We start from the raw sequence: 21,007 nt of genomic DNA on the forward strand, positions 1-21,007 counted from the left end.
ATTTGTATTATAGCAGGAGGATATTTTACTATGGAATACTTAAAACAAAAAGAAGAAGAGGAAAAGTTTTGGAAAGTACAAGAAGTACGAGTAGAAAAGTATATTCGTTATAATATTCAGGATGTAAAATCTATCACATTTACAGAACATAAAGTAAATCCAATGGGTATTCCTTATATAAAAGGATATATAAATGATGATAAGGAATTGTGGTTTAATGCTAGTATAAGTACTACAGAAAACTTTGAAGATAAATTCTCGCGTTCTGGAGAACTTGGAAAACTAATAAAAGACCCTGAAAAATCAGTATCTGAAATTGAAAAAGAAGAGAAGGAAAAAAAACAAGAGTAGTCTTTGTACTACTATTTTCTTCTTCGTCTCATTTTAAGAAGAATGCATTGGTAAGTTTTTTATAAGGGGATTTTCCATGAAGAAAATAGTCATTTTGATTGTATCTGCTTTGTTACTCATAGCAGGAGGGTATTTTACAATGGAATACTTAAAACAAAAAGAAGAAGAGGCAAAGTTTTGGAAAGTACAAGAAGCAAGGGTAGAAAAGTATATTCGTTATAATATTCAGGATGTAAAATCGATTACGTTTACAGAAAAGAGTGTAAGTCCTATGGGAGTCCCTAGATTAAAAGGCTATATAAATAATAATAAAGAATTAGATTTCATAGCTCGTATAAGTACAACTGAAAACTTTGAAGGCCAATTTACGCGTTCTGGGAAATTAGGAAAACTGATAAAAGACCCTGAAAAATCGGTATCCGAAATTGAAAAGGAGGAGAAAGAAAAACATCAAGAGTAGTCTTTGCACTACTCTTATTTTCTGTATCCTATTTTAAGAAGAGTGCAATGGTAAGTTTTTTATAAGGGGATTTTTTATGAAGAAAGTAATGATTTTATCCATTATTTGTATTATAGCAGGAGTTTTTTTTACAATGGAATACTTAAAACAAAAAGAAAAAGAAGAAAAGTTTTGGAAAACACAAGAAACAAGGGTAGAAAAATATATTCATTATAATATTAAAGATGTGAAATCTACTACGTTTACAAAACATGAGGTGAACCCGATGGGAATCCCTACTATAAAAGGATATATATATGGTGATCAAGAATTATGGTTTGTAGCAAGTATTAGTACCACAGAGAATTTTGAAGATCATTTTGGACGTTCTGGAGAATTAGGAAAACTTATAAAAGATCCTGAAAAATCCGTATCCGAAATTGAAAAGGAAGAGAAAGAAAAGAAATAAGAATAGTCTCTGCACTACTCTTGTCTTCCCTACCCCATTTTAAGAAGAATGCAATCGTAAGTTTTTCATAAGGAGATTTCCAATGAAGAAAGTAGTTATTTTGGGCGTATCTGCTTTGTTACTCATGGCAGGAGGATTTTTTACTTTGGAATACTTAAAACATAAAGAAGAAGAGGAAAAGTTTTGGAAAGTACAAGAAACAAGAGTAGCAAAATATATTCATTATAATGTTAAAGATGTTAAATCTATTACATTTACAGAACACGAAACTAGTCCTATGGGCATACCTAGACTAAAAGGGTATATAAATAATGACCAACAATTAGATTTTGTAGCTCGTATTAGTACTACTGAAAATTTCGAAGATAAATTTGACTGTTCCGGGGAATTAGGAAACCTTATAAAAGACCCTGAAAAATCCGTATCCGAAATTGAAAAGGAAGAAAAGAAAAAAATCAAAGAGTAGTCTTTACGATTACTCTTTTGTTTTCCTATAAAAAATAAACCAAAAGTTGGTTATTTGTAATATAGTAATAACCATTTTACTATCTATAAGATAAATTTTTTTATTTTTGATAACCATATGACTATTAATTTCTTTATTTTAGTCTTATTCTTTTTCCAACCTTTATTATCTCTCATCCATCTTACGTTTTATGTATGCAGCGATTTCTATTCTCTTGTTTAGCAATGTCTCTTACATTTGCAGAAACATGAATTATTCAACCGAAGATTTATAATCACTCTTTACATTTTTTAATTCTTCTATTACCTTATTTATTCTTATCGATAAATCTTTTATTTCCTCTACTGTCAATTCACCTTCTGCCTCTTGAAGATTAAACATACTTAGCCTCTTTGTTATACCTTTAACACGCCCAACAAAAACCATATGATGATTGACTGCTATTTCTCCTATGGCAGTATCAACGATAACATCTTCAATCTTTCCTACATTATCAAATTCATCCGCTAGTTTTGCTATAGCATATCGATACCCTCTCTCTTCATCTAATAACTCTTCATACGCCTCCCGAATTGCATGAAATAATTCATTATACTCCCAATCTTTCATACATCCTCCCTCAAAAAAAATCCCCACGCTTATGTGAAAATAATCTTTCAACACAAATATGAGGACTTCCTTATTTCATTACTATACTTTACACATTTTATTCGTTAGAATCTTCTTCTTTCAATTTATATACTCTATCTCTTTTCTCATCACTTTTGACAAAAATAAGCTTTTCTTCTTTAACAAAACCTTCTAATAGTAAGCATACTTGCCCATATGCTTTAGGCTTATTCGTTGTGAATCTCTCATCTGATATTTTACCAGCTCGTATTAATTGTTCGCATAACTCAAGTGCACTTATTTCTTCACAATTAATTAATTCTAAAATATCCTTTTGTAAGGGCGATAAAGGCACGGGGGTCTCAGCTACCTCCACCTTTTCTCGTTTGTTTTCTTCTTCAAATAAATCTTCGAATGAAATTTGATTCATACTTCTTTTCCTTTCTAACGATTGATTTGTATAACATGAACTGAATCCTATAGCGTATGTATTATTATGTATTACTTACCTTTTTTCATAAATCTCAAACTCATGTACATCGTTTCATATAGTATATTTCGATTATACCAAATATACGTTCTGTTTTCTATTGTAGAATTCGTTATAATGGGAATGAAAGTAATTATGAATCTTTTTCTCGTTGTTAATTGTATACTATCTGTAAAAAAATAGAAATATAATTTATAAATTTGTATAATAAAATAGTATGAGTGAAATTTTATTATAGAAAGGTTCTGGTAATATGTTAGGTATTCATGTTGAAAAAACAAAAGATGAACTAATTATTTCATGGCAATTCTCTAAAATTCATATTCCATTATGTGAAATCACTGAGGTAACGGAAGATAATACATATGCTGGTGTTGAAGAAAAAAGCGCAATCCGAATTGGAACAGCATATGGTACAACTGATCGTATTTTAATTAAGACAGTAAAACAAAATTATTTATTATTCACTACTAATAGAGTAACCATTTTAAATAAAATAAAAGCTTAATTGTTTTTCTTCCTATATTTAAGCGTTAAACACTTTCATTCTATTATAGGAAACGCTACAAAAGGTTCGTTGATTACTCCTGCTCCTAATTCGGAAGCATATGGTGAAACTATATAACACAAACACCCTAGCTCTTCGCTAGGTTGTTCTTAGTTTTATCTATAATACAGTAGTTCTACAATTCTTATTTATTTTTATGAACTCCTTGTAATTGACTAAGAACCTCATTGGCAGTCCTCTCAAATCTTTTAGGGTTATCAGCAATAATTTCATTAAGTAAATTAATTATCGTTAGTTGTATATCATGATTCATTCCTACAAGTACTTTAGCATACTCACTTCTACATAAATCACTATTTAAAATTCTTTTGTTTAGTAACATTGCCCACTCTTTTGCACTCTCAACCATTTTTGGTAAAGCTCTAGGCATCTCTGTTAGATATTTTCCCATTTCAAAATCTTCAATAAAATGAACTAGACCAAACATAACTTCTTCCTCTTGTGTTTCATCCTCAAATACTATACACAACTCTTTAATAAGCTTCTCATCATCACAATCTGCTAAGTTTTCTAATACACTGTCAAACTCTTCACATTCCGATTGATTTTTTAAAAATCTACAACTATATAATCTCTTAACCTCAGATTGATAGTCCATATAAATTTCTCCTTTTAAATGAATTGGATAATTAAATTAATATGATCATTAGTTTTCAACTTTTCTATTACATGAATATATGGCTTCCATCTCAAGTTTACATTTTTAAATATTCAGCAATTTCCACTTCTCCTCTTTCAATAGCAAATTCGTAAGCTCCCATCTCTTTCATAGTATCCCCTGTATACTTTACAGTACTATCAATACCATTCTGAACAAGATACTTTACAATATTAAGATGCCCACCATAAATCGCTGAGAATAGAGGATTTCTATTTGGGTCACTAACATCTAATATTGCACCATTATCAAATAAGTACTCTACAATACCAATTTCACCTTCACTAGCTGCATGTGCAATAGGCGCTGACTTTGGTACACCTTCATTAAGGTTAATATCCATACCAGATTCAACAAGAAATTTTATCATATCCAGTTCACCAGCTCTAGCTGCAGCATGTAGCCACGTTCCATAAGGCGTTACAAAATCAAGCAAACTTTTATCAGTAATAATGATCTCTTTCGCTTGTTCTATATCCCCTTTTTTAATGAAATCATAGATTTTTATCGCTTTTCCCTTACTTTCCATAGAATCCCCCTGCACTATTTTCATCTAGATTAAACAGTTAGACATTGACTACTATACATTTAGCTAAGTGCTGCTGAGAGAGCAGATTTAAGCATAGTATCAAAATCGCAAAAAGTTTCCATATGCTCGCCTGAAGGCTTGTCTAGTTCAACAAATTTCTTTTTGGAAACATTATAACAATACCAAGCTATATCTGAATCTCCGAAAAAAATCAGTTCATCTTCGTCTTTAATTGATTCCCATATTTCATTAGCATCAAAAAAACTATCTACCTGATTTATTGGCTTAAAATCTAAAAAACTTTGATCAATCCCATATATTATTAATCCATTAAATTCAATTCCATTAACTGTTTGTAAAAATTCATAGTACTGCTGTGGCAGGACATCTTCACCAAATTTTTCTACTACAGATTTACGAAATTTTGATAACTCCTTTTCGTTAATAGGTAAATTGAGTTTTCGATTTCGTTTCTCTCTTATTTTGGATATATGACTAATCTTCTCTCTCCACATAACTTCACCTTCTAATAAATATTCAATCCTTTTCTAGGCTAGAATTACACAAAGTAATCCTCAATAGTACGCCCCATTACAAAGATTGGTTTCAAATTGCCCATTGCTTTTGGCGTGCTATTCAAATATTTTTCGAAGCCACTCTAGCTAGTATTAACCATATGATTTATCTAGATTGATATTTTAATGAAACATATTAAAGCTATTTTCATGATCCTACACGCAAACTTTAGAGTTATTTTATAATTAAAGTATTAAATAACCTCTTTACAAATCAAATCAACTTTTTCAAAATATTGTTGTGGTTGTTTCTCACTTATTTCTTTCAAAATTTTAATAACGTCTTCTTTATTTGTAGTTTTAGCCTTCTTCAATACATTAATAAATGGAATAATAAAATCATCTGAAGCTAGAAGACTTCTATAGAATCTTTTAGCACAATATTTAGCTTGTGACAAAACAATGCTTATCCCTTCAATCAGTTTACTTAAACCATCTTCAACTCCATTTTTTTCGATTATATAAAAAATCGATTCAATTAAATCACCAACAATCGAAGGTTCATCTATTTCATCATGAAATATACTGCACAAATCAATAATTACTTTATTATCTGCCATTTGCAATATTTCATTTAAGATTTCCTCAAATAGCTCAATACTATCATCTTCATGATCCAGAAAACGTATTCTTTTTAAAATAAATATCTTTTTTTCTAATGACATTTATTTCCCTCCATACTTTGAGTAGAGTTTATTGATGAGTTTCAAAAAATTTATAGTTTAATAAAAGAATTAACTTCTAGAATACAAATCTATCTTTAGTTATTAATTCAAATAAATTGGTAATTGATTTAACCATTCTTCAAAATTATCCGCTTCCTTAGTTACACAATTCTCTTCATGAAAATAAAAATAAACTCCCGTTTGCTGGCCCTCTTTTGAATGAAGACAAAAGTAATCTCCATTACCTATACTATAAAAAGGGATTAGTTCGTTTTTCCAAAAACCTTCTTTCATTTCATAATCATAAATAAATTCAATAGTATCATTTCCGTTAGTCTTACCACTAGAAACATTTAAAATATCCCCTGGAAATACATATTCAGACATTAGTTCAATAAAGCATTTAAATTCTTTAGGAAATTGACATCCAAATTTTTTCTCCAGTTCCCTCCAATCATTATCTGAAGGGGAATCTAAATCCTCTAATTCTTTATCTAACATACTGTCTAATAAGTTTGCAATTTCATCTTTTTCCACAAACTATCCCCCCTATACTAGAAAAAAGGCTGAATTCTATTTTATTTACAAGTATTCTCTCGATTAAAGTCAAATGCTGCTTCAACGCCATTTTTCATTAATTTTTGTAATCATACATCAAGCCCATTAGTAAAATAACAATGTTTTTTTCTCAACTATTACTTGTATCTAGTTCTATACATATATTCCTTAGTAACATTTCGTTTACCAACCAGCATGTTACTAAGAAAAGACCCTCTTTTGAAAAAACGAATCAAAAGAGAGCCCTTCTTTATGACTATATTTCCTATCCACATCTTCTGTCTAAAAGACTATTTAATTATTATGCATTTCTACGTTTCATAAATAATATTGCTCCAAGAGTTAATAACAAAAGACCGGCTCCGACTGAGAACCACATAAAGGACGTATTTCCACCTGTAGCTGGTAATGTTCCAGCTTTTGATGTTTTTCCTGTTTTAGGTTGCTCTAATTGCGGCTTTTCCTGCTGCGGTTTTCCTAATTTTTCCGCTTTGAACTTCACTGTATGGCCCTCATCTTCAATATCAACGTTGATTGCTACTAAGATATCATCTTGATATAGTTTTTCAAATACTACTACTTCTTTACCTTGTAGTTTAGAAGCATTAAATGTGAAATCAAGTGTGATAGAACCATTCTTCTCTTTTGCAGTAAATTTAGATTCTACTGCTACTTCTTTACCATCAACTAGTAAAGGTTTCTTTGTTGCTTTATCCATTAGTTTACCTTTTGCTACATATTCTTTTCCTATGATTAAGTCTTTGTATTCCACTTTATCTTGAATCGTGACAGATTCGTTTGCATACATCTCTTTTCCACCATCAGCTTTATTTGTTGCTGTTGTTTTGATTGTTGGTTCTACGAATCGAACTGTTTGCCCTACATCGTTAATGTCAGATTGAACTGCCACTAAAACACCGTCTTCATATACCTCTTCATACACTACTACTTCTCTTCCTTGTAGTTCTGCACCAACGAAAGGAAAGTCTAGTGTTACAAAACCGTTCTTTTCTTTTGCTGTAAACTTAGTCTCAGCTGTTACTTCCTTTCCATCTATTAATAATGGTTTGTTCATTACTTTGTTCATTAATTTACCTTTTACAACATATTCTTTACCTACAATAAAATCTTTATATTCCACTTTATCTTGGATCGTGATGGAATCTTTTGCATGCATCTCTTTTCCACCGTCTGCTTTGTTTGTTGCTGTTGTTTTAATTGTTGGTTCTACAAATCGAACCGTTTGCCCCACATCGTTAATGTCAGATTGAATTGCCACTAAAACACCGTCTTGATATACCTCTTCAAATACTACCACTTCTCTTCCTTGCTGCTCTGCACCAACGAAAGGAAAGTCTAATGTTACAAAACCGTTCTTTTCTTTTGCTGTAAACTTAGTCTCAGCTATTACTTCCTTTCCATCAATTAATAATGGTTCGTTCGTAACTTTGTTCATTAGTTTACCTTTTACAACATATTCTTTCCCTACGATCAAATCTTTGTATTCTACTTTATCTTGAATCGTGATGGAATCTTTTGCATGCATCTCTTTTCCACCATCCGCTTTATTTGTAGCTGTTGTTTTGATTGTTGGTTCTACAAATCGAACCGTTTGCCCTACATCATTAATGTCAGCATGAGTTGCCACTAAAACACCATCTTCATATAGTTCTTCAAACACTACCACTTCTCTTCGTTGCTGCTCTGCACCAACGAAAGGAAAGTCTAATGTTACAACACCATTCGTTTCTTTTGCTGTAAACTTAGTCTCAGCTGTTACTTCTTTTCCATCAATTAATAATGGCTTGTTAATAACTTTGTTCATTAGTTTACCTTTTACAGTGTACTCTTTACCAACAACTAAGTTAGTGTACTCTACTTTGTCTTGGATCGTGATAGACTCCTTTGCATGCATCTCTTTTCCGCCATCAGCTTTGTTTGTAGCTGTTGTTTTCAATGATGGAATCTTTTCAATTTCTGCGCTAGCCTTTGGTAACATTAAGTTAAAGAAAAGAGATATGACAGAGAGTAAAGCTAGAATCCTAATTACATATTTCCTCCCCATATTTACAACCTCCTGTTTGATTTACATTACAAACATTTAAAATATTCTTACCAAAATACAATTCCATTATAAAACAAATAATTACATACTTTAACATTTTGTTTAATTTTTTTTAAATTTTGATTATAAGGTTTTACCAATAATCTGTTGTGACATAAAGCGATCAACCACTTGATGATTGTAGGTTTAAAATAAAGTAAAACTTTAGTTAGTAAGTTTTTGTTCATCCCACACCAATTATTAGCCTTTACTTACCAATCGAGCTTTTACGAGCAGCCTGACTCTCACTTCTTTACTCTAGCTGAATGTTGAGATGGAGTTTTACTACCTACAAATAGCAGGGGAAATATTGATTATACACTTGGAGAAAAGTTTCGTATTTTTTATTATTTTTATAAAAAATTTGATTATTACAGTAACTTTAGTTTACGATATTTATATCTACTAAGATTTGGAGGTTAAAAGATGATAAGAAATGAAAAAGAGTTGAAAACCCAATTGAATAAGTTAATTAGCGACCCTGATTTCTTGCGCTTACAAGAATCTTTTGAAAAAGAAAGCTTGTTTCAATTATTGGGTTTTGGACACCGCGAAACGATGCATAGTTCTTTTATCAGTTGGTTACTTTCGCCAATGTCTTCATTGAATCTAGGTACTTTCCCACTGAAGCGTTTTCTCTACTATATTAGTGAGGAAAATATATCAAGTAAGAAAACCAGTTTTAATTTTGCTTTAATCGAATCGGATCCATCACTTAAACTAGAGGAATTAGAAGTGGCAACTGAGGTAGCCGAGTCTGTAGTTATTCCAGAAACAAACCAGGAATTGCGGGCTCGATTTGATTTATATATGACAAATGATTCGATGAGAATCATTGTGGAAAATAAGGTATTGGCAAGAGAAAACAAAGACCAGACTGAAACCTATACGAAAATCTTAAAACAGATGGAGGAATCGTATCAGTATGAACTAAAGGTCTTTTTGTCTCCAGATGCCACGATAAAACCTAAATGTCCCGAATTTATTCAAATTGATTATCAAGGGCTATATGATTTTGTTATATTGCCTTGTGTGAATCACCCAAAAATTACAACAGCAAATAAAAATATTTTAGAGGAATATATCCATAATCTTCGCATGGTCTATAAAGGAGTGAATAAACCGATGGCAAGAGTAAACGATGAGTTGTGTGTAGCTATATATGATAAATATAAGGACGTATTAGATGAGATATTCGATGCAGTGAAAAATGAGACACCTGAAGAAAGAAAGGTAAAAACGTCTTCTCCGATTCGTAAATCAAACATTTCTTGGAAAGAGGTATATTCACGACTAAACGAAGACGAAAAATACCTAGAGGCTACTTATGGAGGTTCCATAACAAAAGCAGAAATCGACTTAACAAGTGGCAAAATCCTTTTTGAAGGGAAAGAATATAGTAGTCCTTCAGCTGCTGCCATTGCGGCAGTAAATTATGTTAAAGGTGATGAAAATTACACAGATCGTTACAATGGATATGCGTTATGGAGTATTGTGTATCCAAATGGAGAAAAGAAGAAGCTGTCTGTTGTACGTGATGATATCTCTTTATCTTTAGCTCAAGAGGAAGAAGATTAGAATCTTTCCTAACTATCGGAGTATTACCCGAAATTGTAAAAATGCAATAAAGTTATTTAATCTTAAAACCTAAAACGAGCATAACACCTTGCTAAACTTAGGCGTGGCTATGCTTGTTTTATTTTCAATATAAAACGCGTCACTGTACTCGTAACTATAACAATACGTGCCATTTTTTATGTCTTTAAAACTTCATCTCACCTATTTTCTCCTCAATCATTGCACGAGGTTTCCTATGATAGGACCGCTATCATGGAGTATGTATTTTCAAACACCTTATATCTATAAACCTAGTAGAGATTATTTTTGTGTATGAATATATTCTTTAATTAGTTTCAGATCACTTTCTCTCTTTTCATCAGGAGAAACTCCTAACTTTTTATACTTCCATATAAGTAATCTCTCATAATGATTATAATTATTTTCTTCCTCTAATAAAGTATAATCAAATTCAACATCAAACTTACCAGTAGAGTATAACTCAAATGTTAAATTGGTCCAAGGTTCCTGCTTATTTCTTTTAAATTCTTCCCATAACGCTCTGAAGATACTGTCAAGAATATTTAATTGACGATCAGTCTCGTCTTCATCAATCCCTTCCATATCTTCAATATCTAAATTGTATATCGGTTCCTGCTTATTTTTTGGATAGTAGAAAAATACCGTCGAATCACTATATTCATCAACTTCTGAATATACCATTACTTTTTCCCACGGTTCTGGAATAATACTGTTTAACTGTAAAACTACTTTTTGATAAATACTTTCCAAGTTCTCTGTATTCATTTACTTTCCTCCATTGATTCTACAGAAAGAATAACGTATTTTTTATTTTGAGGGTATTACTTTTTGCTATCAAACTAACTTTTTTATTAAGGCTTTGTTAAAGAACAATGCTGATAGTAGGCTATATTAATAACCTAAGTTTTCATTAAAATACTTGATACACTCTTTAACGTTCTCATGTACACCCATATTTTGATTAATAAATATTACAAATAGTTCTATTCTCTCCTCTATAATGCACTCGATAGCCTGTGGCACATATTTTTGATTTTCCATTTGATAGGCAAGACTACATAATACACACACTATATTCGTTAATAAAGCCCACATATACGATTCTTCCTCGGTTATACCTTTCAAACAACCAAATTCTACTATATCGTATCCATCCTGTGAATCAACAGTTTCGTATATATCATCAGCAGTAATTTTATTATTTGTTATCCATTCTTTACATATACCAATTACCCGTTGTCCTTCTTTATAAAAATCTTTATTCTTTACAATATCCTCATAGGTATTTAAAAGACTTTCTGCATTAATTAATAACGTATCATATTGCTCTACTAAATTCATATTGTTATTCCTCCTCTCTCTATTTATGATGTATTTAATAATAAGATTTCAGATAGGTTTTAAATATCAACATTTACCCTTAACAGAGCCTTTATTAAAGATTGAATCCATAAAAAAGGAAACCCTCACTAACTTTCTCTGCTTCTTCTGTTGTAATCCCTTCACCCTCTATTAACACTTTTTTCTCCCATGCGCCTTCATGCTCCCCATAGATGACAATTGGATTTTCTTCATGATTTTTATAGCCAAAACAGATCAAATTTCCTGAAGGATCAATTGCAAAAGGAATAACCTGATTAGGAATCGTTCCTTTATAATTTTCATAAACCTTTAATATATTCTCTATGCGTTTTTCATCATAAAAAAGTAACGAGCCAAATCACCTCACTACTTCATTTACATCAAAAGCTTCTGGTTCCGCACTTGCACCATTATTTTCAAGTACACATTCAATATAATCTTGTGGAAAATGAACACCCATTTTCCGGGCTCCCCCTAGCACATAATACCGACTAACAAGTTTTTCTTGGTTATCCCATTCTATATGACTCATCTAAGTGGTTCATACCAATTGCACTTTATCTGGAATTTGGTGTTATTTCTATTCTACAAATGAATGTTATAACCTTCATGAGTTATTAATTCAATTTAAATATATCTATTAATTTTAATTTTGATTTTGATTTTGATTTTTTAAAGGTTATTATTTTTCACTTCCTCAAACCACTCATCAGCAAAATCATCCGCCGTTTTTATATCATCATTTGTATGGATTAAATCATACTCATATTCAGCTTTAAACTTACCACTCTTAGTATCGTATATTAATTTCATCTCAGTTGGCATATCTTTTTCGTATTCTTTGCATAACATTTCAATTCCTTCAATATCTTCACTTATAATTTGTAGAACCTGAAACATTCGTTCTGGAGATACATCATATCTTTTTTTCCCATTTTCCAATGCATCATTAACCTTGTGACACTCTACATACTTATTGTTAATGAAATAAAAGAAACTACTAGAAATCATATCTTCTTCACATGAAGCGTACACATATACTTTATCAGCTCTATTTTCAACATATTCCATGCATATAGATATCATATCAGCTTGCAATTCACTAAACCTTTCCTCAAATTCTTTCATATTACTTTTTCACTCCTTAGATTAAAATTCAAATAGCAACGTCTTGATACCCCACTTCAATTACTTTTTCATTTAGTAGACGTATTCCTAATCCATTCTCTGTATCCCACGTACAATCGAAAGTTATCCCAATATCTCGCTCTTCATGAATATCTCCATATGGAACAACAATTCCAACTAAAGTTATCATTTCAAGTAATTGATTAGTTGTTTCGATTTGTGGATAGTTTTCATTAAATCCAATATCATATCCTAATTGTTGACGTTCTTGCTTGTAATAGTCTAAAATCGCTTGTAAAAAAACTTGCTGCAATTGTTCCCAATTTTGCAATAATGAATTATAAGCAGTATATTGTTCTTCATCAAACTTACTGTCTTTTTCACCTTTCACTATCAATGCTATTTCAACTTCTTTTCCACAAAATTCAACGGTAATGTCCTTAACCCATCCATATGTATACTCAATCTCACCAAAAACTGCATCATTTATAATCATTTTTAACTCTCCCCATTTACTCTCTTGGATCCATATCGATTTCTCTAATCGTATGAAAGTTACCCTCTAACACTAACTGTTTTTTCCAGTCGTTTCTATACTCAGTATAGTACTATCAATTGCTAATTTTTCAATGAGTTTTTTCGCCTTACCGTATGGAAATCTCTCTACTAATATATAAGGAAGATTTTTTGAACCCTTTAGCAAATCTACCGCGGCAATCTCAAACCCTAATACGTTCTTTATTCTTATTAAATCTTTCAAACCTTCACTAGGAGTTTTCACTAACACTATATTACAAATATCAGATGACTTATGTATTGTTTTCTGTTCTATTTCACTTACACAACCACTATTCACCCATTTTTTAAAATCAGCGGTAATTACAGTAGCATGGCTTGGATTCATGTCCCCAGAATCAATTACTACCACCTCTTTTTCCTCTGCATGTTGAGCCATTAAAAATACATTTCCCCCACCGTCATCACCAATTGAGACATACCCCCTCGCATACTCATCTACTTCCCAAACCTCGTTCCTTTCTGCAATATGCTCCGTACCATAAATAAGTAATCCACTACCGATTGAAAAGCCATTTGTACATCTCAATAATTCCTTATATACATTAGGTAATGTAACATTCATACGATTTTCTACTGCTTGGATTTCAATATCACTCGCTGCTGACTTTTCTATCAAATCTGGAATATTAAATAGATTAATCATTTAATAATTCCTCCTAAACTATCAAGATATTTAAACGTATCGCCTGTCATCTCTCTATAATCGTTTCGCAATAGATTTCATGAAATTCATAAAGTATGTCGGTATGTAAGCCTTCATTTTTCATTTGGTAAGTAGACAATCATTTCCCCTTTCATGTACTCACCTTTCCATCCACAAGGCCATCCTCCCATTTTATACACCTTAAATACCTTTTCAGTGGGGGTTTTGTTCATCACCCACTGATTATTAGTTGAACCAATCGGGCTTTTACTGGCAGTTGATCCCCCACCTAACTTCTTTGTTTTCGCTGAATTTTGAGGTGGGGGTCTTACTGCCCGTTAATGCGGGATAAAAATTATCCACTTTTCCATTTACTAAACGATTTAGTGCACACATCTTAGTGCACACATCTCAAGGTCTCTTTCTACTTCTTCAAGAATATTTATATGATCAATAGAAATAAAGTCTAATCAAAAACAACTCTTAATCCTAAGTTTTACGATAAATAAAAAGAAACCATTTTGAAAAAAGATTGAGCAAAATGGTTTCTTCTTCAGCAGATTTTTTGTTTCGGCTTTATAAGAATTCGAGCATTTTCTGCCTGTATTGCTCCATCATCGCGCTTGATTATTCTCTTAAAAGTGAAGAGTTGCTATTAAACTTTCTTAATATACTCATACACTTCTTTAGGTTTTATATTAAGCATGTGGGCAATCTCCGTTATTTTCTTTCCTTCTTCCTTCATCTTTTTTACTTTTATCTCCATTGTTTGCTCATATTCTTCTGCAATATCAAATAATGGACTTAATAAAGAGTGCCATATTTCAAAATCAGTAAATTTATTTCTTTCCAAAAACTCATTTAGCAATATTTCCAATTCTTTAGTTTTTATCATTCTTTTACCTTCTAACACTTGTTGCTCAGTTAGAAAATCACCTATATCTTTCATAAAATTAATAAATGATTCCATGGAATCTGCAAGAAAATCGCCACCACTCCAACTATCCATTCCGTGCATGATTGAAGATATAGGGTACCCTTCCTCATTTAAATCAATAATAATTGGATCTCCACACATAGTTTCATATGCAATAACAATCCAATTTGCATCCCAAGTATCTTCCTCATCGGTTACAAGGGAGTTTCCATCGGTGTCAATGCTGTATCCTACTTGAAATTCATCTAATTGCTCAAAAGAACATACATCAAAATTTACATACTCTCTAATTTTTTTATATTCTAAGTTCATAAGTTCTAAATTTCTCTTTATCTCTACTTTTTGATGATAAGAATTAAATTGTATCATTGTCATTTTTACTCCATCCCTATTATTACATTAAACTTCTAATCTTCATAAATTACCGATCCTATATACTTCAGATTTATACCATTCATTTCCAAATTATATAATATCCATCTTAACTGTTACTTCTTTTGGTGGTTTTTCTTTTAAAGCTGCAGCTCGTTTATTACGAATGAATAATAAAACAATATTATTGTCTCTATAAAAATAGGCTTCAAAATTTAAAGTACAACATCCTGATAACCTACCTCTGTTACTTCACCTTTCATAAGACAAAGGCCTAATCCATTTTCCATATCCCATGTACAGTCAAATATAAGTCCAATATCAAGAAAATCGATAAGATCATTATCTGGAACAAAAATTCCAACTAAAGTTATTTTTTCAAGAATTTGAGTAGCTGTTTCTATTAAAGGATAACTTTCGTTAGGCTCAACATCGTAACCAAGTTCATATCTTTTTTGTTTATAATAATCTAATATAGACTCTAAAATACTTTGTTGTAATTGTAGCCATCTTTCTATTAAAAAGTTATGTGCCGTATATTGTTCTTTCTCAAAATGACCATCATCTTCTCCCCTGACTATTAATGCCACCTTAACTTCGTTCCCAAAAAACTCAATGTTTTTATATCCAATCCAATCATAATTATTAAACTCAAGTTCGCCAAAAACTGTATCATTTATTTTCATTACATATCTCCTTTATTGTTTACTCTTTCTACCGAAGTTCGTTCCACACTATTTACGTGTACTTCCATTAAGTTATGTTTCTTGCTTTTTTATGAAGAATGGGGTATTGTCCATGTCTTTTGCTAATCTATTTTTAATTATATAATATTAGCAAATTTTGTTAACTTGAATTCATATAAAATAAGTTTATAGTATTGCATGCACGAATAAAAAAGCACTTGCTTGCCTCAAGTAGACAATCAAGTGCATTAATTTCATATGTTTTTTAAATAGCATAAATTTTGTAGGTCTTAGCTTGATCTTAATCATATCTTTCTATAAAATACTGCAGTCCAATTGTATCTAACACTCGGTCTACACTTCATATCAGACATTTTTTCATATAAATGTTCTTAGTATATTATTTTTGTAACTTTAAATTAGAAATTAACTCATCTAGACTATCCGAAAGCGCTTCAAACGAACCTCGTTCAAAACCCTCCAATTCAACCTTACCACTTACATTATCTAACACAACTATCAAACCGTTCCCTTCTACACCTATTGGAGTCTTATCAACCTTATTATGATTGTTTTTATACCCTTCTAAATTACTTTCGAAGGAATCCAATTCAATATTTGGTAATACAGGTTCTAGCCTAATATAATGATTACCAATAAATCCATCTAAATCAGCAAACCAATAAGAATTAAAATAATCATCAATTGAAGTGTGCAGTTTAATTTCAAATCTTTCCTCAATCGTCGTTAAATCATTCTTATTATTTTTTTCAATAGGTTTCCATGAAATCTCTTCTTCATCACCCATTTCACCCTGATATATAAATGAATCCACTTCTTCGTTATATGGCGTTTTAAATAAAAAATCTAACCCTTTATCAAAATATTCTTTTCTTAAATTAAAATATTTGCTCATAGCATCCTTCATTACCAAAATAATCACCTTCACTTTTCTAATAGTTCAGCATTTTTTGGTCATTTCCCCAAATTCCTGCGCTTTTCTCAGCATTATGAATCCCTCCTAAACCTGGATGTAGCTTTGAGAGTACATCCACAGTTTGACCTCCACCACCAATGTGATGATGTAATAAAGTGTCATTATATAATTCTTTTAAATCATATTGGGGGAAATGTTTTCTAAACCTAAAAATCTCTTTAAGTTTATAGACTTTGTAGCAAAATTTTAAAACCCTTTTATTCAAAACCGATAACAATCCATTCATCTACAAAATTCCAAAAGTGAACATTATATTTAGGCTGACTCTTAGCTGACCAAAAAGTAGCATTGTTATTCTTACAATTTTCATAATCTATAGCTATGTAACTCCCCATACCATTACTAAAGAATCCAAAAGATGTTTTTAAATTAACCCTTATCGGTTCTTCCAATTCATCTATAATCCCCCACTCTAAGTCATCATCCCCAAAGTAAGTTATAGCTTCTAATGGCATCAATCCCATCGATTCACTTGTGTAATCATAAAATCCATTATGAACATTTTCGTAAAAGTCCCTAATAGATTCAGGAATTTCTCTCCATGAAGATTCTAATTCCTCATTATTAAAACTATCTTTAGGATTTCTTCCTTCATAATATAAATCTTCTCCACCTTGATTTTTTATTGTATACAAGATTGAATAGGTGTCCTCACTTACCATCAGTTCAATATCCTCAAGGTATTCTGATAAGTAAGCAATAGTATTAGATAAATTATTATTCACATATTTTTTCCATATACTTAAAATTTTCTTGATTCTCTTTTCTCTATCATGTTCACTAAATACTTCCACCCATAAATCAGGAATTAAAGATGCGTTTATATTCTTAAATTCATTTGCATTAATCAATTGAATATCTTCATTATACTCTCTTAATATATCTAACTTAGAACTCATTTTTTTCCCATCCTTTTTAATATTATTTTATATTATTCTTTGTTAAAATCATCAATTTGTTTTTGCAATATTCTTTCAAGCTGTTTTTCTCTTGTAATCATCTTGCTCCTAAAGTCAGGACTAACTTCTATCTCATCTGGTGTTCCCTTTTTATAATGTGTCCATTCTTCATACGATTTAGATTGCTTTGAAGTGTTTACAGATTTACTTAATCCTGTAAAGTTTTCTGGGTTATTTAATACTTCTAACTGTTGTTTTTCTGTTAAATTACCAAAACCATCCATACTTGCAATTCTGTCCATAGACACAATATGATCTGCTTCTAGTGAACCTATAAAATTTTTTCCAGGAAGAGCTTGATCTTCCGTTTCTATCTTTTTATTGTGGCCTTTATTTACTTGTTTTCTTATTTTTGCTGTCGGTGTTTTTTTCTTAATGCTTTATATTCTTCATCTGTAATCTCTCTCTCACCGTACCTAGGAGGAATTCCACTTTCACCCGTACCCTTAACCCCACCACTCTCCAAATTCGAGATCCTACTCTGAATACTCGCCTTAGAGGCATCATGGGCTTCTTGGAATTTCCCGCTATAGTTTGTTCCAGTTCTAGCGACACTTCCATCTGGCAGTATTTCTACACCTTTAAAGTTTTGGGTTACGGAGTCCGCACCTTTTGCTACTGTATTTTCAATTATATAATATTCCCGACTTAATCTATCTAACAATCCTTAAAAATAATCTATATTGATTTTCACTTATTTATCAATCTCTACGAAAAAAGCACTCGCTACCAATCATAGGTTTTCGAGTGCTCAAATGTATATAATCCCCATCATATTTAAATCATTTTTAAGATTTGTTCCTTCACATTTTCATCAAATTTAGCTCCTTCTACCTTTGCTCCTGTCCAAACTACATTGTCAAGTTTAGCACCGGTAAAATTCGCGTCAGTAAAATCACCATTTAAAAGGGTCGCTCCCGTTAAATCTGCGTCAGTAAAATCTGCATTTCTAGCGTTTACTTCTGATAAATTAGCATCTTCTAAATATGCTTTTTCAAAGTTACCTTCTGTAAGATTCGCGTTGCTGAAATCCGTTCCCGTACAGTCGGCCTGTTTTGCATCTATTTTATATAAATTTGCTCGTCGAAAAGTAGCATGATTTAATATCGTTCCAACTAATTCTCCATATGAAAAATCAACTTCATCAAAACATGTTTCAAAACAACTACTTATATTTATCTTTGCATATTTCATATTGGCTTTAGAGAAATTAGCTTCACCAAATCTACAATCTGCAATATGTATTTCCTCTAAATTATAGCTCCTGAAATCAGCCAACTCAAAATCACAATCAAAAAAAGATGCTCTCATTAGTGAAGAAGCTCTTAAATGGACTTGTTTTGCCATGATACCCTCTGCCATCACCTCTGACAAATCTGAAAAAGTAAGATCTAAATCACTCATATATAGCCCATCTATAATTTCATCATTGTATTGAGATCTATTTAATATTTCCATGACTCTTATTCTATCATTATTTTTCTCATCCATGATTACAAATTCCTTTCATTTAACTTTCCAGATACTCCTTCCAAGCAACATTTGGAGAATAAGTTACAACCATTCGACTTTCATGAAAACTTGGCATGGCCATTACTTGAGCTGGTTCTAAGTATTTCATCACATGTAACCAACTATCAAGTAACATATCTATATCGGCTTCTAATGGATTTTGTAAAAGGTCTATACAAATCCCACCCCAATCCAGCTCTGATACGACAGCTGGGCTATTTAGTAATAATTCCTTATCAAACATGTCTAAAATATGACCACTCAAATATGTTCTAGCACCTACCCCCAAAGGACCGTTAGGAAGAAACCTTACCGGTATAGGTAAGGCAGACATATTCATCCACATATGTAACCGTTCACGTTCCGTATTCCATGGATAAGACGCTTTCCAAAAAATTTGCGACACCCCAAAACGTGGTTTTACAATTTCTGCGATTTGATCGGATAACTCAAAAAAAGCAGACCATAAACTTTTAGGTATTGATTTATGAAACTCAAACTCAAGATATGACCTATGACTCCAGTTAACTTTAAAGCTTCCTCTATAGTGCACTGCTTTATCACGATATAAGTGTACTTCTGATACTTTACGTTCCAAAATCACCTTTTCAAGAATTTCCTCACGATTATATTCTACCCGTACGGTTTCACTGTTACCCCAATGAGTAGGAGCAAATTTTTCATTCGAATCAAACACGCTCAAAAGACGAACTAGTATCTCTTCCTGATTAATCGATACTGTAGGATACATTGCAATTGTAAAATAATTAGGTTTCATTTAAATCCTCCTTAATACTAAAAAGTAAAGTTACATACTTATCTATATTTTTATCCATATACCTCCACCAGGGATATCTGGGTGCGCTTCCCACTTATGTGTTACTTTACCACTATTTGGATCAGTATAGAAAATGTCACTCTCTTTCGCTAAAGGCCCACTTGGTCTTGGATGAGGAGGAATCCCATTCAAATCGGGTTTATCACTTGATATTGTCACAATATGACTTCCATTTTTATCTTCGAGCATTTGACTGTCATTATGAATAACGTGTTCTTTGTCACTTATTTTGTGTTTGTGATCATGAACTAAATCGATTTCATCCTTAGCATTACGACCTATACTATCCGGACGCGTAAGATGCCCTTCACTGGATGTATACGTAACAACCTTGCCAGAGTTATTGTCCTCTAATGTACGATTTAGGTGTTCTCCCAAAGCTTTTCTCCCTTTTATTTCTTCTCTTCCACGCTCTTGACTTTTCCTTAAATTTTCACGCTTAACATCCCACTCTTTACGTTCTAAAGGCTCTTCTGTTTCTTCACAATGACGATTATACCTAATGTTATCTGCTTCCTTATAATCCCCTCGCGCTTTGGCTTCATCTATTTTCATTCGATAGTATTTTTCTCTTTCCGGAGTTAGCTTAATTTTGTTTGGGTTTGTCTTACTACTATCACCCGTACCCTTAACCCCACCACTCTCCAAATTCGAGATCCTACTCTGAATACTCGCCTTTGAGGCATCATGAGCTTCTTTTACGCTTTCACTGAAGTTCGTTCCACCGTATCTACCTACGCTTCCATCAAGTAATACTTCTTCACCTCTAATGAAGGCGGTTGTTTCGTCCACACCTTTTGCTACTGTATTTTCAATTATATAATACTGGTAATTTTCGTTAGCTTTAATTCATAAAAATAATTTCTTTAAATTTATAGCATACCTTTCAATTAAAAAAGCACTTGTTGCCTATC

General features: G+C 31.8%; 27 protein-coding genes and 4 pseudogenes. 6 read left to right on the top strand and 25 right to left on the bottom strand.

Translation table 11 applies throughout. From position 1 onward, the window contains the following. The 4 genes from DN394_RS16100 to DN394_RS16115 all read left to right on the top strand — a co-directional run. On the top strand, window positions 1-351 hold a 351-nt coding region (locus tag DN394_RS16100), incomplete at its 5' end, for a DUF1433 domain-containing protein (RefSeq protein ID WP_370458314.1). Between the two features lie 76 nt (window positions 352-427). Next, window positions 428-811, top strand: a complete 384-nt coding sequence (locus DN394_RS16105; protein ID WP_000724898.1) for a DUF1433 domain-containing protein — start codon at window positions 428-430, stop codon at window positions 809-811. A 76-nt stretch (window positions 812-887) separates the two neighbouring features. Further along, window positions 888-1,259 (top strand): DUF1433 domain-containing protein, encoded by a 372-nt coding sequence (locus tag DN394_RS16110; protein ID WP_000757419.1) that lies wholly within the window; start codon window positions 888-890, stop codon window positions 1,257-1,259. Window positions 1,260-1,341: 82 nt separating this feature from the next. Then, window positions 1,342-1,725, top strand: coding sequence for a DUF1433 domain-containing protein (locus DN394_RS16115; protein ID WP_000758183.1), 384 nt, complete (start codon window positions 1,342-1,344; stop codon window positions 1,723-1,725). A gap of 252 nt (window positions 1,726-1,977) precedes the next feature. Here DN394_RS16115 and DN394_RS16120 read toward each other — a convergent pair whose 3' ends face one another. Beyond that, window positions 1,978-2,334: an Imm3 family immunity protein gene (locus tag DN394_RS16120; RefSeq protein ID WP_000656086.1), complete on the bottom strand. Its 357-nt coding sequence runs from the start codon at window positions 2,332-2,334 to the stop codon at window positions 1,978-1,980. A 97-nt stretch (window positions 2,335-2,431) separates the two neighbouring features. Next, window positions 2,432-2,764, bottom strand: coding sequence for a DUF3895 domain-containing protein (locus DN394_RS16125; protein ID WP_001071928.1), 333 nt, complete (start codon window positions 2,762-2,764; stop codon window positions 2,432-2,434). 313 nt (window positions 2,765-3,077) lie between these two features. Between DN394_RS16125 and DN394_RS16135 the strand changes: the two genes are divergently transcribed. Then, a complete protein-coding gene (locus tag DN394_RS16135) occupies window positions 3,078-3,332 on the top strand; it encodes a SunI/YnzG family protein (protein WP_000900620.1) in 255 nt (84 codons plus the stop codon). 184 nt (window positions 3,333-3,516) lie between these two features. Here the strand turns inward: DN394_RS16135 and DN394_RS16140 are convergent, their stop codons facing one another. From DN394_RS16140 to DN394_RS16170, 6 genes are all read right to left on the bottom strand, one after another. After that, complete coding sequence (locus DN394_RS16140) at window positions 3,517-3,990, bottom strand: Imm30 family immunity protein (RefSeq protein WP_000386363.1); 474 nt, start codon at window positions 3,988-3,990, stop codon at window positions 3,517-3,519. A 97-nt stretch (window positions 3,991-4,087) separates the two neighbouring features. Next, window positions 4,088-4,579 carry an ankyrin repeat domain-containing protein gene (locus tag DN394_RS16145; protein WP_000444063.1) on the bottom strand — a complete coding sequence of 164 codons (492 nt, stop codon included), beginning with the start codon at window positions 4,577-4,579 and terminating at the stop codon, window positions 4,088-4,090. 59 nt (window positions 4,580-4,638) lie between these two features. Continuing rightward, window positions 4,639-5,094: a YrhA family protein gene (locus DN394_RS16150; RefSeq protein ID WP_000267973.1), complete on the bottom strand. Its 456-nt coding sequence runs from the start codon at window positions 5,092-5,094 to the stop codon at window positions 4,639-4,641. 254 nt (window positions 5,095-5,348) lie between these two features. Continuing rightward, entirely contained in the window at window positions 5,349-5,819 is a 471-nt protein-coding gene (locus tag DN394_RS16155; protein WP_000051083.1) for an Imm30 family immunity protein, read from the bottom strand. 102 nt (window positions 5,820-5,921) lie between these two features. Beyond that, window positions 5,922-6,356 (bottom strand): SMI1/KNR4 family protein, encoded by a 435-nt coding sequence (locus tag DN394_RS16160; RefSeq protein ID WP_000409723.1) that lies wholly within the window; start codon window positions 6,354-6,356, stop codon window positions 5,922-5,924. 322 nt (window positions 6,357-6,678) lie between these two features. Continuing rightward, window positions 6,679-8,442 (bottom strand): VaFE repeat-containing surface-anchored protein, encoded by a 1,764-nt coding sequence (locus DN394_RS16170; RefSeq protein WP_000532979.1) that lies wholly within the window; start codon window positions 8,440-8,442, stop codon window positions 6,679-6,681. 465 nt (window positions 8,443-8,907) lie between these two features. Here DN394_RS16170 and DN394_RS16175 point away from each other — a divergent pair, with 465 nt between their 5' ends. Further along, the gene (locus DN394_RS16175; RefSeq protein ID WP_000620679.1) at window positions 8,908-10,059 is read left to right on the top strand and encodes a PD-(D/E)XK nuclease family protein; all 1,152 of its coding nucleotides are present in this window, start codon (window positions 8,908-8,910) and stop codon (window positions 10,057-10,059) included. Between the two features lie 300 nt (window positions 10,060-10,359). Here DN394_RS16175 and DN394_RS16180 read toward each other — a convergent pair whose 3' ends face one another. The 17 genes and pseudogenes from DN394_RS16180 to DN394_RS16250 all read right to left on the bottom strand — a co-directional run bounded on the left by DN394_RS16180 (window position 10,360) and on the right by DN394_RS16250 (window position 20,885). After that, window positions 10,360-10,845 carry an immunity protein YezG family protein gene (locus DN394_RS16180; RefSeq protein WP_001091056.1) on the bottom strand — a complete coding sequence of 162 codons (486 nt, stop codon included), beginning with the start codon at window positions 10,843-10,845 and terminating at the stop codon, window positions 10,360-10,362. A 126-nt stretch (window positions 10,846-10,971) separates the two neighbouring features. After that, the gene (locus tag DN394_RS16185) at window positions 10,972-11,421 is read right to left on the bottom strand and encodes an Imm6 family immunity protein (protein ID WP_149293965.1); all 450 of its coding nucleotides are present in this window, start codon (window positions 11,419-11,421) and stop codon (window positions 10,972-10,974) included. Window positions 11,422-11,515: 94 nt separating this feature from the next. Beyond that, window positions 11,516-11,974: pseudogene (locus DN394_RS16190) on the bottom strand (SMI1/KNR4 family protein). A gap of 140 nt (window positions 11,975-12,114) precedes the next feature. Continuing rightward, window positions 12,115-12,570 carry an immunity protein YezG family protein gene (locus DN394_RS16195; protein WP_000657444.1) on the bottom strand — a complete coding sequence of 152 codons (456 nt, stop codon included), beginning with the start codon at window positions 12,568-12,570 and terminating at the stop codon, window positions 12,115-12,117. A 28-nt stretch (window positions 12,571-12,598) separates the two neighbouring features. Beyond that, window positions 12,599-13,066, bottom strand: coding sequence for a DUF2004 domain-containing protein (locus DN394_RS16200; RefSeq protein WP_000586120.1), 468 nt, complete (start codon window positions 13,064-13,066; stop codon window positions 12,599-12,601). 72 nt (window positions 13,067-13,138) lie between these two features. Continuing rightward, complete coding sequence (locus DN394_RS16205; RefSeq protein ID WP_000609056.1) at window positions 13,139-13,792, bottom strand: SMI1/KNR4 family protein; 654 nt, start codon at window positions 13,790-13,792, stop codon at window positions 13,139-13,141. Window positions 13,793-13,905: 113 nt separating this feature from the next. Continuing rightward, window positions 13,906-14,253, bottom strand: a pseudogene (locus DN394_RS29820) (hypothetical protein). 194 nt (window positions 14,254-14,447) lie between these two features. Further along, window positions 14,448-15,104, bottom strand: coding sequence for an SMI1/KNR4 family protein (locus DN394_RS16210; RefSeq protein ID WP_000177841.1), 657 nt, complete (start codon window positions 15,102-15,104; stop codon window positions 14,448-14,450). 212 nt (window positions 15,105-15,316) lie between these two features. Further along, window positions 15,317-15,787 (bottom strand): DUF6985 domain-containing protein, encoded by a 471-nt coding sequence (locus tag DN394_RS16215; RefSeq protein ID WP_000700063.1) that lies wholly within the window; start codon window positions 15,785-15,787, stop codon window positions 15,317-15,319. Between the two features lie 400 nt (window positions 15,788-16,187). Further along, the gene (locus DN394_RS16220) at window positions 16,188-16,703 is read right to left on the bottom strand and encodes a SecY-interacting protein Syd (RefSeq protein ID WP_002108052.1); all 516 of its coding nucleotides are present in this window, start codon (window positions 16,701-16,703) and stop codon (window positions 16,188-16,190) included. 29 nt (window positions 16,704-16,732) lie between these two features. Then, a pseudogene (locus DN394_RS16225) lies at window positions 16,733-16,929 on the bottom strand (hypothetical protein); the annotation flags it as partial. Between the two features lie 52 nt (window positions 16,930-16,981). After that, the gene (locus DN394_RS16230; protein WP_000095659.1) at window positions 16,982-17,683 is read right to left on the bottom strand and encodes a superoxide dismutase; all 702 of its coding nucleotides are present in this window, start codon (window positions 17,681-17,683) and stop codon (window positions 16,982-16,984) included. Between the two features lie 32 nt (window positions 17,684-17,715). Continuing rightward, the gene (locus DN394_RS29440) at window positions 17,716-17,985 is read right to left on the bottom strand and encodes a hypothetical protein (protein WP_002108047.1); all 270 of its coding nucleotides are present in this window, start codon (window positions 17,983-17,985) and stop codon (window positions 17,716-17,718) included. 173 nt (window positions 17,986-18,158) lie between these two features. Then, window positions 18,159-18,407, bottom strand: a pseudogene (locus tag DN394_RS29445) (hypothetical protein); the annotation flags it as partial. 113 nt (window positions 18,408-18,520) lie between these two features. After that, window positions 18,521-19,234 carry a pentapeptide repeat-containing protein gene (locus tag DN394_RS16240; RefSeq protein WP_098953619.1) on the bottom strand — a complete coding sequence of 238 codons (714 nt, stop codon included), beginning with the start codon at window positions 19,232-19,234 and terminating at the stop codon, window positions 18,521-18,523. Window positions 19,235-19,253: 19 nt separating this feature from the next. Beyond that, complete coding sequence (locus tag DN394_RS16245; protein ID WP_000804111.1) at window positions 19,254-20,033, bottom strand: hypothetical protein; 780 nt, start codon at window positions 20,031-20,033, stop codon at window positions 19,254-19,256. Window positions 20,034-20,075: 42 nt separating this feature from the next. After that, complete coding sequence (locus DN394_RS16250) at window positions 20,076-20,885, bottom strand: hypothetical protein (protein ID WP_000344621.1); 810 nt, start codon at window positions 20,883-20,885, stop codon at window positions 20,076-20,078. Window positions 20,886-21,007 lie beyond the last annotated feature (122 nt).

It is taken from the genome of Bacillus sp. BB081 (assembly GCF_008368895.1).
GTDB lineage: Bacteria > Bacillota > Bacilli > Bacillales > Bacillaceae_G > Bacillus_A > Bacillus_A wiedmannii.